The following is a 14,223-nucleotide window of genomic DNA, read 5'->3' as shown; positions in this document are numbered from 1 at the left end:
CCTATGATACGGCCTTTGAACCGCCTGTTTCAGACTATGAGCTGGACGGGCTGGACTTGGAAAGATAGGAGTTTACAATGAAAATCCTGGATTTCGACCTGGAAGGAAGTCACTTCATCATCGAAGCAGACATTGCGCCGCGCCAAGAGGCGGATGATGATATGGAGTGTCAATGGCTCCGGTACGACTTTGATAACACGCAGGTTTATAAGGAAACGGACGGCGCTGTTTCGCCGTTCCAAATTACAGCCGTAGCCTGGGCTGGCTATCAACTGACTGCCGATCATGCGTTGAAAGATGTGATCGGACGCATTTCCCGCAATGAAACCGGCAAACTGACCGTTCATTATGTTTGTCCAGAGCTTCAAGAGTTTTTCGATGAACTCAAAAAATATCCGGCTATCAGCGGGAAACGAACTATTCCGTACTTCATTTTTCACGGCGGCGATATTGCAAAACTGGCGTATGCGACCAATGAGTTTCTGTATTACGAGGACAGTAACTATATGCCGCTGATGTTCCGTACCGTTGACGGCACTCTTGTTTCCGACAATGAATTTGCCGATATGGGGCTGTATGAATCTGAGGAAAATGTTGAGAACGGAACAGAACACATTTTGCCGTTCACAGATTACGGTTCCGATGTGGAAAGCGCCTGTGATTTAGAGGACGAGGAAGATCTGGAAATTTGAAACTCAGAGGTTTGCGGGCTATGTTCCGTGGCCGGTGGGCAGTTTTCATCGACTTTTGCACCGTCCATCTGTTGGGTGGATGGGCTTAATTTGGAAAGGTAGGTGTTACTTTGAGGCTGGTCTATATTTCTTCCCCCTTGCGGGGAGATATGGAAAAGAACATGGAAAAGGCAAAGGACTACTGTGCTTATGCGGCATCCTGCGGCGTGATTCCCTTGGCGCCGCATACGATTTTCACGCAATATCTGAATGACGCAGTGCCGGAGCAGCGGGAACAGGGTCTGCGAATGGGTCACGAACTGCTGGAACGCTGCGATGAACTCTGGGTTATGGGTGACACCATCTCTCAGGGAATGAAGGACGAAATTGGCCTGGCTACTTTTCTGCAACTCCCGATTCTCTATGTATCCGATGATATGGTGAAGAATCAGAAAATGATCCGCCAGTCGGATCGCCCTCTGGACATAAATGACTGCATCCCCGAAAGTAGCCAGTACAACTACGAAAATCAATTTCTGGTTCTCAAACCTGGGGTGAGCAGCAAGGGCAAGGACATGACTGCCGACGACTCCATCTGGTATGCCCGTAACGGTTTTGGATGTATTTATGGAGCCAGAGGTCAGGCCGTGTATGCAGAAAGCCTGTTGACCGGCAAATACATTCATTGGGAACGACATGACTTCTGTGGCATCGTCAAACCGGAAAGTTTGAAAGAATGGCTTCTGGATAAGCCGGTCAGGAATGAGGCTGCCGAAGAACTCACCAAGTTTGTCACCCCTGAACTTATCAGCGCAGCCAAGCAAAACCATACTGCTTGCGGCTATCCTTTTCTAATCGGGTATGCCCCTGCGGAGGGCGGTCTGCATGAAGCGTTCTGCCTGGACCCCGATCCGGTCAATCTTGCATCTTTTATTGTGAAGATGGGGAAAGAGCGCGGCGACCTGATGATTTGTACTCCGTTGGATACCCCGTTTTTGAACACCTTCGGGACATTCATTGACCGCTGCGCGGATCAGGACTTTTTGCAAAAGCATCTATTGCCGGTCCTGATTCCCATGCAGATGGGCGAAACGGAGCCGCAGGCAATCAAGCTGACCGAGGATCAGGATAACGAAGCGTTTCTGGATGATTTCGCGGTTGAAGATGATATGGAATTATAAAGCCACAGGCGGCAAAGTAGGTATTTGCAATGAAAATTCTGGATTTCGACCTGGAAGGAAATCACTTCATTATCGAAGCGGACATATCGCTGCGTCAAAAGGCAGACGATAACATGAAAAGTCACTGGCCCCACTATTTTTTTGAAAATACACAAGTCTATAAAGAAATAGACGAAGTTGTTTCGCCATTCCCTATTACTGCTGTTACTTGGTATGGCTGTCAATTAACTGCCGATCATGCACTGGAAGATGTAGTTGAAAGAATTACCCGTAATGAAACAGGCAAACTGACTGTTCGTGAGGTCTGCCCCGAACTCCAAGAGTTTCTGGATGAGTTCAACAAATATCCGGCAATCAACGGTGAGCGAAAGATTCCATATTTTATTTTGCTCGATGGCGATATTGCCCGGCTTGCGTATGCAACGAATCGGTTCCTTTACTATGCAGACGGCAACAATATGCCAATCATGTTTCGCACAGATGACGGTACTCTCATTTCCAATAATGAATTTGCCGATATTGGCCTTTTCAACTCAAAACAATGTGTTCAGGATGGCACCGAACGCATTTTACCGTTTACCGAGTACGAGTCGGATATGGTGAGTACCTGGAATTTAGAGAAGAAGGCGTATCTGGATTCACTTCTGGATGCCTTTGAGGATGAGGATGAACAGGAGGATGAACTACCGTTTTGAAAACAAAGCCTAAATTGATGGTTTGTGCGCTGATCTTCGTTTCCGGCGCGATTCTCAACCTGTTTTTCTCAACAGCGGTTCACGGTCTGCTGACAAGAGAGATCACCCGGCTTTCACTTCTCCCCATCGGTGATTGCCTTGCCAGCCTATTTTCCAACCGCCAGCACATGATGTTGTATCTGTGTCTGCAAGGGTTTGTAAGTGTGTTGGCGGTTATGTTCTTCCTGACCAACATGAGGCCGTATGAATCAGACCTGGACACGATCACCCCGGAAATTCAGACACCCAGAGCCGTGGGCCAATACCAGCATGGTTCAGCCCGGTGGATGACCGATTCCGAGAAAGACAAAGCATTTGACAGCTATATTCTTGACCCGCACAACCCAACGATCCGGCAGCTCTTAGATACCGGATACGATGGTTTGGATTTTCTCAAAGAAAAATAAGGAGGCGATAAATTGAAGTTGAACCTTCACCCCAAAGGTATTCCCAAGCAGGAACCTTTGGGAGCGGATACTCCGCTGAAAAAAGGCGGCGTGGTGGTAGGTATGCGAAAGGAGGGCGATAAAGAAAAAATCTATTTTGTCGGTGATGACTGCCACCTGCTCTGCGTTGGCGCCACTCGTTCCGGTAAATCAAGATGTCTGGTTCTGGAAAGTATCTGTCTTTTGGGACTCGCTGGAGAATCCATCTTCTGCTCCGACCCCAAAGCCGAATTGTTCCACTACACCGCTGATTTCCTGAAAAAGTTGGATTATGAGGTTTTGGTGCTGGACTTCAAGAACCCCGAAAAGAGTATGCGCTACAATCTGCTCCAGCCCATCATTGACGCCATCAGCGAGGGCGACACCGACCGTGCAGAAATGCTGGCCTGGGACTTGACGAACAATCTGGTTGGTAAGCCGGAGGGCGAAAAGATTTGGACGAACGGTGAATGTTCCATCATAGCGGCTGCCATTCTTTGCGTGGTATGCGACAACCAAAAACGACCGGAATTTCAGAACATGACCAATGTGTATTGGTTCATTTCGGAAATGTGCCGTACCATCGGAAATAAGATGCCGCTGTTGGAGTATGTCAAGAAACTCTCTCCGTCCCACCCGGCACGGGCGCTTCTGTCTATTTCTGATGTGGCGCCATCCCGTACCAGAGGCAGCTTTTATACCTCTGCCCTGACCACCCTGCGGCTGTTCACCTCGAAGTCCATCTACGCGATCACGCATACCAGTGATTTTACCCTTACAGATATGGGCAGCAAAAAGCAGGCGTTGTTTGTAATCCTGCCCGACGAGAAAACCACCTTTTATCCCATTGCTTCTCTCATTGTGTCGCAGCAATATGAACTTTTGGCAGAGGCGGCAGACCGGCGCGGCGGGCGTTTGGAACGCCGGGTAAATTTTGTGCTGGATGAGTTCGGAAATTTCACGCCCATCAGCGACATGACAAACAAACTGACCGTGGCGGCTGGCCGTGGGATGCGATATGCCCTGTTTGTGCAGGGCTTTGACCAACTGAAAGAAAAGTACAGCGACAATATCGCCAACACGATCAAGGGCAACTGTCAGGTCTGGGCGTACCTGCAAAGCGATGACCCGGAAACGCTGCGGGAGATGTCCGACAAACTCGGTAGCTACACCACATCCAGTTACCAGCTTTCGGCCAGCAACGGCAAATACACAACCCCCTCTAACTCCCAGAGCGTCAGCCTGACCGAGAGGAAGCTGCTCAATACCGATGAGGTCCGGCGCGTCAAGCGTCCCCATCAAATCATCACCAGCCGCGACCACCCCGCTATGATGTATGCGCCCGACCTTTCTCAGTGGATGTTCAACAAGATGTTGGGGTTGGGAGATATGGAGCATAACCGCAGGCTGCGGGAAGAACGGGAACAGAAGCGGCCAATCATCACCGACACGAAGCAGGAAATCGCATTGTGGAACATCTGGATTTACTACCAGAAGGACATCATGCGCCGCCTTTCGCAGCAAAAGGGCGCTATGGGCGGTGGCCTTGATGATGATTAACCCATAGGAGGTTTTGAATGAAAGAGAAAATCAACCAGACGGCGGGCAGGCTGAAACAGGCTGTCCGGGCGGCGGGTGTTGGTATTGCCACACTTGCCGCCTCTTTTTTTATGTCCGCACCGGCTTATGCCGCTGGTGTGCAGGACAGTCAGATTGTCAAGGGAACCGAGAAATTGGTCGGTGATGTGACAACCTGGCTGATGGTGCTGGCGCCGGTGGTAGCCGGACTGCTTATCATCTATTTCTGCATCCGGCGCGGCATGGCTGACGAGATGGATCAGAAAAAGTGGAACAACCGCATTGTGGTGGCGGTGGTGTCCTGCATTGGCGCCGTACTCGGTTCCGCCACCCTGAACCTGATTCTCGGCTACTACCAGTAAGCCGGGATACATTCCGTAGTACAGGCGATTTCCGCGCCTTACTAAATAAATCATTTTATTAACAGGAGGAAAAAACTATGGCTAACTTCATCCGCAACACTCAGGTTAAGGCTATGACTTCTATCTGGACTGCCAAGCAGAAGGCCCGTGAGCTGGCTGACCGCACGGCGGAGGCGCTGACCGACCGCACCGGTCAGGGGACGCTGGATGTGGCGATTACTGTGCTGATCTCCATTGTCCTGGGCGCCCTGATCCTGGCCGGTCTGTACCTGATCGTGGACGACACCGTGCTGCCCACCATCACCCAGCGCATCAAGGATATGTTCAACTACGGCGGCTGATCGGAACAAGCAGCGGCGGGGCCATCGGCCCCGCCCTAATTTTTGACAGGAGGTTTTTCAATGGAGTTCAAAGCGGAAATCAAAAAGACTTTTACCGGTCCCGACAAGCTGCGGGCGGTGTGCAGCGTGGTCCTGGATGACTGCTTTCTGGTGAAGAATGTGCGGGTCGTCGAGGGCGAAAAGGGGCTGTTTGTGTCCCTGCCCAGCCGCCGGAATGTCAAGGGCGAGTGGGTGGAGCATTGCTTCCCCATGACGAAGGAACTGCGGGCAAAGCTCTCCGCCGCTGTACTGGAAGCGTATGAGGCCGCCGTACAGAACGAAGAAGCTGCCGTGTCCTGATCGCCCGCCATATTCCAATCCCTATCGGGGGCGGCCAAGCGCCGCCCCCAGAAAGGAGGTGGTTGCTGATTGGAATATATCTTAGTGCTGCTGATCGTGGCCCTGCTGAATGGAGCAATCGCCTATATTGATGGGCTGATGGAAGGTATTATCCCTCTTACCCTGTACGCAGAGCAGTATATGTCCACTTTGGCCGGGGTCGATTTGTTTCAGTCCTTGTTCGACATTGTATTCGGCTTTGGCGTATCCCTGATTGTGCTGAAGTTCCTGAAAAAAGGCTTTGAAACCTATGTTCTGTGGTCAGACGGGGACGCCGACGAGGAGCCTATTGCCATTCTCACAAACTTTTTCAAGGCTATGGCTGTGGCAATCTGCTTTCCCACCATGTATGACTGGCTTGCCACGATTGTAGAAGAAATGAGCAATAAAATGCTGGAGGCCATCGGCCTTGCCACCGCTTACGATTGGGCGGGCTGGGTATCCGGCATTTCATCAATGGGGCTTGTGACAGCCATCTTTGGCTTGGTATTTGTCATCGTCTATTTCATCCTATATTTCCAATTCCTGATGCGCGGGCTTGAAATCCTGATTTTGCGAGTAGGTATTCCGTTGGCCTGCGTAGGTCTGATTGACAATGACAAAGGCGTGTTCAAGCCCTACATGAGTAAGTTCTTCCAGTCTGCGCTCTCTGTGGTAATTCAGGTTTCTCTTGCGAAATTGGGGGTTGGCCTGATGATGAATATGCACATTTTCTGGGGCGTGGCCTGTATGATTCTTGCGGTGCGGACACCGAAGTTCCTTCAGGACTTCCTCATTACGACCGGTGGCGGTGGCGGCGGCGCCATTGTCAACAACGCATACCATTCTGTACGGCTGGTGCAGATGGTCAAGGGCATGGGAAAGTGAGGTGATGGCTGATGGTGACAATGGACGATATTTCAAATGCCATCATCCTGCTTGTGCGCGTTGGTGCGGTAGCCCGTTTCGTCTACTGCCTGGTGCGCTTGACCGCAGCCGAGGAACAGGCGGCGCAGTATAAAAAGCGCGCCCGTAACACAGTGATCTTCTACATCATCGCAGAATCCATCTGGCAAATCAAAGATCTGATTCTGTACTACTATTCCTGACAGGAGGTGCAAATGGACGAAGATTTGAAACTCTACATCCCTCTGGGCGTGAAGCCGGAGGCCGAACTGTTTACTGGCTTTGGGAAAAAACAGCTTTTTCAATCCATTGTGGGGTCCCTGGTGATGGGCGGCATAGCGGCGCTGGCCTGGCTCTTTACCGGGAATGTGACAACCACCGTTATCCTGGCCCTGGCCGGTATCTTTGGCTCTGTGATGATGACTACCAAAGACCAGAGCAATTTGTCCGTGGTAGATCAGGTGCAAAACCTGATTCGCTTTTTACGCGGACAGAAAATCTACCCGTATCGTTACGGGGATGAATGGGGGCTTGAATAATGTACGCAACCATTCCGGTCTACTACCCCTCGCTGGAGGAAGCCGCCCGAAAGGATGAAGCGGCTCTCTGGTGTGACAGCTACAACATCAATATGTCCTGCCGCAACTTCATTCAGGATAAGGCCATGACTGCCTTCAATACCCGTGAACTGGACGCCTTTATCGAAGAATTGGTGCGCTGTTATGGAACAGAACGGGCGATGTATGTGCTGTCCCGTACTATCCAGTTTTCCGATTGGGACGCACGGTTCGATCAGGCCGTGCTTGACCGAGCGGGCAAAACGGACTTCCCTGACACAAGAGAGCCGAGGGAGGCACATCAGGTAGACCCGACCACCCGATATGTCACGGAGATTGATCCGTGCGTTGTTAACGCCGTCTTTGTGAAGCTGATGGAGCTTGAGGACGAACAGGAAGAAACCAACCACATGAATGAAATCGAGCAAGATGAGCTTGACGAGGATATGACGGCAGAACTGTGAGGCTGCCGATGGAGCAGATGACATTTCTGGATTTCTTCGCAGGCATCGGCGGTTTCCGCAAGGGCTTTGAGCTATGCGGGATGCGCTGTGTGGGGCATTGTGAGATTGATAAGTATGCCGACCGCAGTTACAGAGCCATTCACGATGTAAAGGAGGATGAATGGTATGCAGCCGACATCACAAAAGTCGCCCCCGCAGATCTCCCCAGAGCAGACCTGTGGGCAGGAGGATTCCCGTGTCAGGATATTTCGGTCGCTGGCCGCCAGCGAGGGCTTGACGGAGCAAGAAGTGGACTCTTTTTTACACTTGCTCAACTCGTCAAAGGCCAAAGTCCTGAAAATCGACCCACATGGATTGTCCTTGAAAATGTTAAGAATCTCCTATCCATTCATGGAGGATGGGACTTTGCGACCGTTCTCGATACGCTGGCCTCACTCGGCTACCATATCGAATACGGACTGCTCAATACAAAGTATTTCGGCCCCCCTCAAAATCGAGAGCGAGTGTTCATTGTCGCTTGCCGACATCCTGGAGCCGGACGCGGACCCAAAATATTTCCTGTCCCCGCAGGCAGTGGCAAAGCTCTTATCCAACTCATAGGTGGTATGCAGGGGCAGCGCGTCTATGACCCGGCAGGCATCAGCGTAACAATGGCTGCACAGTCTGGTGGCTGGGGAGGAAAGACCGGCCTGTATTTCGTTGACCTTTGCAATGGTAATCCCAAGCTGACCGATCACGCCCGCTGCATCAAGGCCAAGTATAACAGCGGCATTACCAACCGTGGCGGGGACAATTCCGGTGTTCTGATCTCTCCCACAGGGATGGACAAGGATGCGGTTCTGTCCTTTGTGGACATTTGCACCGGGAAGGCGAAACTCACCAGAGAAGCCCGCTGCATCCTCTCCGCCTATAACCGCACCATCAGTAATTGGGGCGGCAGTTCCGGGGTGTTCTATGGCTGCCGTGCTGTCGTGACCCCAGATCGGGAAGAAAAACGGCAAAACGGACGGAGAATCAAGAACTGCGGGGAGCCGTCTTTCACCGTTACGGCGCAGGATCGGCATGGAGTGCTATTTCAAGACTGCGATGAGTGTCCCTACGGGATGCAGATTCGAGAAGCAACAAAGAAAGGATATGATATTGCCCGCTGCGGCGACAGTATCAACCTTTCTTTCCCGGAGAGCAAGACGCGGCGCGGACGGGTCGGCAAAGACCTTGCCACGACGCTGGAAACCTCTTGTAATCAAGGCACAGCTTTTGCCGGGTGCGGCCTGATCCGCAGACTGACGCCCCGTGAGTGCTGGCGACTGCAAGGCTTTACGGACGAGATGTTTGATAAGGCACGGGCAGTTAATAGCGACAATCAGCTATACCGGCAAGCCGGTAATTCCGTGACGGTTCCTGTAATCTACGCCATTGGGAAACAAATCCTTGCCGCACAGAAGGCATTGGAATGTGGAGAATAAGATGTTTCAGAAAAATTGGAACCCGTGGCCCATTTTTATCGGCATGGCGGTCGCAATGACCGCCATCGCCGTATTCTATCGACAAATCATGTGATGGAGGTGATTCATGCTGGAAACTGACGCATTAAAAGAAAAGCTGGAAATGGAAATCCATCGCTTTGCCCGACCGCCGGAGGAACTTTCTTCCGGTGATCCGTATTTTGAGCAGCTTCAGACCATGCTCGCAATCCGAGAAGAGCTGGAAAATATACCGCTGTGCGATATTCAGCGGGATATGCTGCTTGCGATGGAAAATGTATTGGAATCGGCATGGTTATTCCGTAATACCCCCGTCCCGGATCGCTGCATGAATCCGAACAATATCAGCGAAGTGGTGTACTACTTCCTTCAGGACAAAGGCGCCGAGTATCGGGGCGATCTGCTCTATGAACGGGCCAAAGCCGAGTTTGATGCCCGTATGGAAGAACTCGCCGCCCTGCCGCCTAAAGAAATTCTTGACCATGCCTACGAGAAGATCATCAAAGAAGATTTCCTCTGCCATCTGGAGGAAGGGTTGGACGAGTGGGAAACGGACGCTCTGTTGTCTTATCCGCAGCCTTTGGCGGCTCTCTACACGGAATGGATGGGAGTTGATTACTCCTATCTGGATATAGACAGAATCCAAAGCACGGCAAAGCAAGCAGCGGGAAAAAGGTTAAATGAACTTCGCCGCCATGAGTTTGACGTCAATGGTGAGCCGCCTGCGGAACTGCGGTATTTCTATGATTTGCATAGCGAGATACTGGACAACCCGGATCTGGAGTGGGTCGGTGATATGGAGCCATGAATCCTCTGATTGTAAAAGGCGTGGTATTTGGCCTGCTGTTGGCTTGTGCTGCGCTCTGGGATATGAAAGAACGAGAGATTCCCAATCTGATTCCGGCCATGATTTTAGTTTGTGGCTTGATAGAGCTGCGCCCCGCCGCTTCTGTGGCGGGGCTTCTTGTTACGGGAGGTCCGTACCTGTTGGCTGCATTACTGACACATGGGAAAACCCTTGCCATTGGCGGTGGGGACATTAAGCTGATGGGGGCTTGTGGCTTTGTTCTGGGAGTGGGGCCTGGTCTGCTGCACAGCATTTTATCTCTGATCCTGGCCGTGCTTACAGGAGTAATGCTGTTTGGAGTACGCAGACAGGACTTTTCTTCCATCCGGCTGCCACTTGCCCCGTTCTTCTGCATTGGCGGCGTAACTGCTTATTGGCTGGCGGCTGCGGCCGCTGTAATCTGAACAAATGGAGGTATCAACTTGAACAAGAATATTTTCAGAAACCGGACGATTATCGGTGCGGTTTGTATCCTGCTGGCCGTCCTGGTTTGCTTTGGCATCACGCCCCTTTTCAATGCGGGTTTGAAGGCCCAGACCGAAGCGGTACGGGTGAAAGCCGAGGTGATTCCCCGTGGCACCTATATCACGGCGGATATGGTTGAGGTCTACACCAGAGGCGCGTCCGGTATGTCTGACGCCATTGCCACATCACTTGACGAGGTAGTAGGCCGATATACCGATGTAGAACTTCGCAAAAACACAGATGTAAACACCGGCTGGCTTTCTTCTGAACCACTGACTCAGTACGAGTACCTGACCAAGCTGGACGGTTCCAAAGTGGCGATCTCCGTTACCATTCCCACCTTTGCCAAAGGCGGTTCCGGCAAGGTGGAAGCTGGTGACATCATCATGCTCTTTGCAACCGATAAGGATACAGGAGAAACCACCCAGCCCCCGGAACTCAAGTATGTAGAGGTCCTGGCCGCAACACAGAGTTCCGGCGCCGACAAGGAATATCAGGCGCCCCAGGATGACGAGGAAGAAAATCCCGAAGAATCGCTCCCGTCCACCATTACCCTGCTGGTAAATACCGAACAGGCACAACTCCTTGCGCATTTGGAGGAATCCAACAGTCTGCACCTGGCGTTTGTGTACCGTGGAACCCGTGAGAACGCCGAAAAGTTCCTGGCAGCTCAGGATCAGTTCTTTGTGGAGCCGGAGGAAGATACCGCAGCTCAGGATGGCGAACAGGGTGAGGTATCCGATGATAACAATGTGGCCGACAACACCGGTGATAATGCGGCCGGCAATGAACCCGCAGAGGAACAGGAGGTTGAGAATACCGATGGCGAATAAGCAGAAACAGATGCTTGCCGTGTGGGGCAGCCCTGGGGGCGGGAAAACCGTAACTGCGGTCAAACTGGCCCTGGAATTGTCCAAGCGGAAGAAAAATGTGGTGCTGGTGTTTACCGATGTGACGGCGCCCACGCTTCCGGCTGTGGTCAGCGAGAAGAAACTGCCGGATGTGTCCGTAGGCGAACTGCTGGCGGCTCCCGGAATGACGCAGGAACAGGTTCTCAAGACCTGTGTTCCCTGTGAGAAAAACCCCTATATCAGCTTTCTGGGCTACAAGGCCGGTGAAAATGTCTTTACCCATGCGGAGTACAGCAAGGAAAAGGCGGTGGATATGCTGGTTCTGCTGCGGCACATCGCAGACTATGTGATTGTGGACTGCACCAGCCTTTTGACCGGCAATGTGCTGGCGACCACCGCACTGGAGGTGGCGGATGATGTGCTGCGGGTGTGCAGCTGTGACCTGAAGGCCATCTCCTACTTCTCGTCCTATCTGTCGCTAGTTGCTGACAGAAAGTTCAAACCGGAACAGCACATCAAGGTGCTGTCCAACACGCGCCCTTATCAGGGTGGCAGCGAATACGAGAACTCCTTTGGCGGTGTGAAATACCGGCTGCCGTATCTTCCTTCGTTGGAGGAACAGGCGGCGACGCTGAAACTGCTGGAACCGCTTTCCGGTAAAGAGGCCAAGACCTATGAGCCGGTCATTGCCGCTATTGCCGGGGAGGTGTTCGGAGATGGCAAGTAATATTGACCTGTTCTTCAATACCAGCAGGAACAAGCGGACATTTCCCGAAGTGCTGGCAGAGATTCAGGAATATCTCGCCAGCAAGTATTCGACCCTGATTACCGATAACCCGGAGGAGCAGCACCAGCAGATTACCGCATACATCGCAAAGTATCTCAACGATTACAGTCTGGGCGTTGAGGGCATGAGCCATGAGGAACTGATCGACAAACTCTATACGGAAATGGCTGAGTTCTCCTTCTTGACGCCCTATCTTTTCGCAAATGATGTGGAGGAAATTAACATCAATTCGTGGAAAGATGTGAAAATCACTTATGCGGACGGGCGTGTGGTTCCCACCAAAGATCGGTTCCAGACCCCACAGCACGCTGTTGATGTAATCCGCAGACTCCTTCATAAGTCCGGCATGATTCTGGATAACAGTCAGCCGGGTGTGGTGGGCCATCTCTCCAATAAAATCCGTATCACGGTTCTGGGCAATCCGCTCACGGACAAAGAAAAAGGTGTGGCTGCATCCATTCGTATCGTGAATCCCAAGAAGTTGAGCCGTGATGATTTCATTGGCTACGGGACAGCCACCGCCGAAATGCTGGACTTTCTGGCCGAAGTTCTCCGGTTCGGTTTGTCCATCTGTGTGACTGGTTCCACCGGCAGCGGTAAAACCACGCTGATGAGCTGGATTCTCTCCACCATTCCCAACGAAAAGAGAATCTTCACCATTGAAAATGGGTGCCGCGAATTTGACCTTGTGAAAGAGGATACCGAAGGAAATGTCATCAACAATGTAGTCCATACCGTTACCCGTTTTTCTGACGATCCCAAGCAGAACTACGATCAGGAGCGCCTTTTGGAGTTTGCCCTGACCTGTAACCCGGACATTGTGTGTGTCGGTGAGATGAAATCGGCCGAGGCTTTCGCCGCACAGGAGGCGGCCCGCACCGGCCACGCAGTTATCACCACCACCCATGCCAATAGCTGCAAAGCAACCTATTACCGCATGGTGACGCTGTGTACCCAGAAATACGACATGGGCGATAAGACCCTATATAACCTGGTGACGGAAGCGTTTCCCATCGTTCTGTTTGTGAAGAAGCTGGAGGACAACAGCCGCCGCGTCATGGAGATCACCGAATGTGAGATTCTGGAGGACGGCACCCGGCAGCTCCACACCCTCTACCGCTATCATGTGTCGGAAACCTCTATCGAAAATGGCAAGGTAAAGGTGCATGGCGAGTTTCAAAAGGTATCCACGATCTCAGCCAGCCTGCAAAAGCGGCTTTTGGAAAACGGTATGCCGCCCCGTCTGCTGGAGCGTATCGCTGGTGGCGGTGTAAAACTGGATACTGGAAAGGAGGAAACTGCGTGATTGTATTGATTTTGCTGGCCTTTGTCGGGATGCTGACAGGCATCTTCTTGATTCTGGACATGACCCCCTTTACATTTGCGGAGGAACTGACCAAGCCGCTTTCTGGGCGGCGACAGCCGATTTCCAAGCGAATCCAGCAGGTCAACCACCCCAAAGAGCCGAAGGGCATCCGTAAAACCGTGCTGGAAGCACAGGAGATGTTGATTCTCACCGGAAAGGGTGGGAAGTTTGCCGCCATTTGTGCTTTCTCACTGTTCCTGGCGGCAATGGGCGCTGTGATCTGTATTGTGATTCAGAACTACTTTATGCTGCCGGTTTTGGCGGCCGGGATGGGCTTGCTCCCGTTCTGGTATGTCCTGTTCACCTCTCACAGCTATAAAAAGCTGATGAACAACGAGATTGAAACCGGACTGTCTATCATCACAAGTTCCTATCTGCGCAGCGAGAGCATGATAACCGCTGTGGAAGAAAACATCCATTACCTGAACCCGCCTGTGGCAGATGTGTTCCGGGGCTTCTTGGCCGAAACCAATATGATAAGCGCCGATGTGAAACAGGCACTCTCCAACATGAAGCCCAAGCTGGACAACTATGTGTTTCGGGAATGGGTGGATGCCGCTATCGCCTGTCAGGACGATAAGAGCCTGAAAAGCACGCTCACCCCGATCATCGGGAAACTCTCGGATATGCGGATTGTTGCGGCGGAACTGGACTATCTGCTTTATGAGCCTTTCAAGGAATTTATCACAATGGCATTCCTGCTCATTGGCAACATCCCATTGTTATACTTCCTGAATAAAGACTGGTACGATGTGCTTGTAAATACGGGCTTTGGCAAAGGGATTCTGGCGGTGTGTCTGCTGGTGCTGCTGATCTCGTTTGCGGCGGTGATCCGGCTCACCAAGCC

At 51.9% G+C, this 14,223-nt stretch carries 19 protein-coding genes; all 19 read left to right on the top strand.

The window, feature by feature from the left end; all coding sequences use genetic code 11:
• Window positions 1–77 precede the first annotated feature (77 nt).
• Complete coding sequence (locus H8S57_RS16095; RefSeq protein ID WP_186908983.1) at window positions 78–692, top strand: hypothetical protein; 615 nt, start codon at window positions 78–80, stop codon at window positions 690–692.
• Between the two features lie 110 nt (window positions 693–802).
• Window positions 803–1,852 (top strand): DUF7768 domain-containing protein, encoded by a 1,050-nt coding sequence (locus H8S57_RS16090; RefSeq protein WP_369807646.1) that lies wholly within the window; start codon window positions 803–805, stop codon window positions 1,850–1,852.
• Window positions 1,853–1,881: 29 nt separating this feature from the next.
• The gene (locus tag H8S57_RS16085) at window positions 1,882–2,547 is read left to right on the top strand and encodes a hypothetical protein (protein WP_087415533.1); all 666 of its coding nucleotides are present in this window, start codon (window positions 1,882–1,884) and stop codon (window positions 2,545–2,547) included.
• Window positions 2,544–2,993 (top strand): hypothetical protein, encoded by a 450-nt coding sequence (locus H8S57_RS16080; protein WP_025544408.1) that lies wholly within the window; start codon window positions 2,544–2,546, stop codon window positions 2,991–2,993. Before H8S57_RS16085 ends, H8S57_RS16080 begins: the two co-directional genes overlap by 4 nt.
• Before the next feature lie 12 nt (window positions 2,994–3,005).
• The gene (locus H8S57_RS16075) at window positions 3,006–4,571 is read left to right on the top strand and encodes a VirD4-like conjugal transfer protein, CD1115 family (protein WP_186908981.1); all 1,566 of its coding nucleotides are present in this window, start codon (window positions 3,006–3,008) and stop codon (window positions 4,569–4,571) included.
• 17 nt (window positions 4,572–4,588) lie between these two features.
• Window positions 4,589–4,951 carry an Mbov_0395 family pilin-like conjugal transfer protein gene (locus H8S57_RS16070; RefSeq protein WP_186908980.1) on the top strand — a complete coding sequence of 121 codons (363 nt, stop codon included), beginning with the start codon at window positions 4,589–4,591 and terminating at the stop codon, window positions 4,949–4,951.
• A 77-nt stretch (window positions 4,952–5,028) separates the two neighbouring features.
• Window positions 5,029–5,292, top strand: a complete 264-nt coding sequence (locus H8S57_RS16065) for a DUF6133 family protein (protein ID WP_025544405.1) — start codon at window positions 5,029–5,031, stop codon at window positions 5,290–5,292.
• Window positions 5,293–5,352: 60 nt separating this feature from the next.
• Window positions 5,353–5,631: a SpoVG family protein gene (locus H8S57_RS16060; RefSeq protein ID WP_055180693.1), complete on the top strand. Its 279-nt coding sequence runs from the start codon at window positions 5,353–5,355 to the stop codon at window positions 5,629–5,631.
• Between the two features lie 69 nt (window positions 5,632–5,700).
• Window positions 5,701–6,537, top strand: a complete 837-nt coding sequence (locus tag H8S57_RS16055) for a conjugal transfer protein TrbL family protein (protein ID WP_025544403.1) — start codon at window positions 5,701–5,703, stop codon at window positions 6,535–6,537.
• An 11-nt stretch (window positions 6,538–6,548) separates the two neighbouring features.
• A complete protein-coding gene (locus H8S57_RS16050; RefSeq protein ID WP_025544402.1) occupies window positions 6,549–6,758 on the top strand; it encodes a hypothetical protein in 210 nt (69 codons plus the stop codon).
• Between the two features lie 12 nt (window positions 6,759–6,770).
• Window positions 6,771–7,094, top strand: a complete 324-nt coding sequence (locus tag H8S57_RS16045) for a hypothetical protein (protein WP_006354129.1) — start codon at window positions 6,771–6,773, stop codon at window positions 7,092–7,094.
• Complete coding sequence (locus tag H8S57_RS16040; protein ID WP_025544401.1) at window positions 7,094–7,576, top strand: DUF3849 domain-containing protein; 483 nt, start codon at window positions 7,094–7,096, stop codon at window positions 7,574–7,576. The genes H8S57_RS16045 and H8S57_RS16040 overlap by 1 nt, the downstream gene beginning before the upstream one ends.
• Window positions 7,577–7,584: 8 nt before the next feature.
• Window positions 7,585–9,042 carry a DNA cytosine methyltransferase gene (locus tag H8S57_RS16035; protein ID WP_055180695.1) on the top strand — a complete coding sequence of 486 codons (1,458 nt, stop codon included), beginning with the start codon at window positions 7,585–7,587 and terminating at the stop codon, window positions 9,040–9,042.
• Between the two features lie 106 nt (window positions 9,043–9,148).
• Window positions 9,149–9,868: a DUF3848 domain-containing protein gene (locus tag H8S57_RS16030; RefSeq protein WP_055180697.1), complete on the top strand. Its 720-nt coding sequence runs from the start codon at window positions 9,149–9,151 to the stop codon at window positions 9,866–9,868.
• The gene (locus tag H8S57_RS16025) at window positions 9,865–10,311 is read left to right on the top strand and encodes a prepilin peptidase (RefSeq protein ID WP_186908979.1); all 447 of its coding nucleotides are present in this window, start codon (window positions 9,865–9,867) and stop codon (window positions 10,309–10,311) included. Before H8S57_RS16030 ends, H8S57_RS16025 begins: the two co-directional genes overlap by 4 nt.
• Window positions 10,312–10,329: 18 nt before the next feature.
• The gene (cpaB, locus tag H8S57_RS16020) at window positions 10,330–11,205 is read left to right on the top strand and encodes a Flp pilus assembly protein CpaB (RefSeq protein WP_025544399.1); all 876 of its coding nucleotides are present in this window, start codon (window positions 10,330–10,332) and stop codon (window positions 11,203–11,205) included.
• The gene (locus H8S57_RS16015; protein WP_025544398.1) at window positions 11,195–11,950 is read left to right on the top strand and encodes an AAA family ATPase; all 756 of its coding nucleotides are present in this window, start codon (window positions 11,195–11,197) and stop codon (window positions 11,948–11,950) included. The genes cpaB and H8S57_RS16015 overlap by 11 nt, the downstream gene beginning before the upstream one ends.
• The gene (locus tag H8S57_RS16010) at window positions 11,940–13,316 is read left to right on the top strand and encodes a CpaF/VirB11 family protein (RefSeq protein ID WP_186908978.1); all 1,377 of its coding nucleotides are present in this window, start codon (window positions 11,940–11,942) and stop codon (window positions 13,314–13,316) included. Before H8S57_RS16015 ends, H8S57_RS16010 begins: the two co-directional genes overlap by 11 nt.
• The coding region (locus H8S57_RS16005; protein WP_186908977.1) for a type II secretion system F family protein at window positions 13,313–14,223 on the top strand (911 nt) is incomplete at its 3' end. The genes H8S57_RS16010 and H8S57_RS16005, both read left to right, overlap by 4 nt.

The organism is Lawsonibacter hominis (genome assembly GCF_014287895.1).
GTDB classification, from domain to species: domain Bacteria; phylum Bacillota; class Clostridia; order Oscillospirales; family Oscillospiraceae; genus Lawsonibacter_A; species Lawsonibacter_A hominis.
This window is presented reverse-complemented; position numbering and strand designations above follow the sequence as displayed.

Coding starts and splice junctions, on each gene's coding strand:
- H8S57_RS16015 (WP_025544398.1), top strand. CDS start 11,195: ATGGCGAATAAGCAGAAACAGATGCTTGCCGTGTGGGGCAGCCCTGGG.
- H8S57_RS16085 (WP_087415533.1), top strand. CDS start 1,882: ATGAAAATTCTGGATTTCGACCTGGAAGGAAATCACTTCATTATCGAA.
- H8S57_RS16025 (WP_186908979.1), top strand. CDS start 9,865: ATGAATCCTCTGATTGTAAAAGGCGTGGTATTTGGCCTGCTGTTGGCT.
- H8S57_RS16010 (WP_186908978.1), top strand. CDS start 11,940: ATGGCAAGTAATATTGACCTGTTCTTCAATACCAGCAGGAACAAGCGG.
- H8S57_RS16065 (WP_025544405.1), top strand. CDS start 5,029: ATGGCTAACTTCATCCGCAACACTCAGGTTAAGGCTATGACTTCTATC.
- H8S57_RS16095 (WP_186908983.1), top strand. CDS start 78: ATGAAAATCCTGGATTTCGACCTGGAAGGAAGTCACTTCATCATCGAA.
- H8S57_RS16030 (WP_055180697.1), top strand. CDS start 9,149: ATGCTGGAAACTGACGCATTAAAAGAAAAGCTGGAAATGGAAATCCAT.
- H8S57_RS16035 (WP_055180695.1), top strand. CDS start 7,585: ATGGAGCAGATGACATTTCTGGATTTCTTCGCAGGCATCGGCGGTTTC.
- H8S57_RS16060 (WP_055180693.1), top strand. CDS start 5,353: ATGGAGTTCAAAGCGGAAATCAAAAAGACTTTTACCGGTCCCGACAAG.
- H8S57_RS16040 (WP_025544401.1), top strand. CDS start 7,094: ATGTACGCAACCATTCCGGTCTACTACCCCTCGCTGGAGGAAGCCGCC.
- H8S57_RS16045 (WP_006354129.1), top strand. CDS start 6,771: ATGGACGAAGATTTGAAACTCTACATCCCTCTGGGCGTGAAGCCGGAG.
- H8S57_RS16070 (WP_186908980.1), top strand. CDS start 4,589: ATGAAAGAGAAAATCAACCAGACGGCGGGCAGGCTGAAACAGGCTGTC.
- H8S57_RS16050 (WP_025544402.1), top strand. CDS start 6,549: ATGGTGACAATGGACGATATTTCAAATGCCATCATCCTGCTTGTGCGC.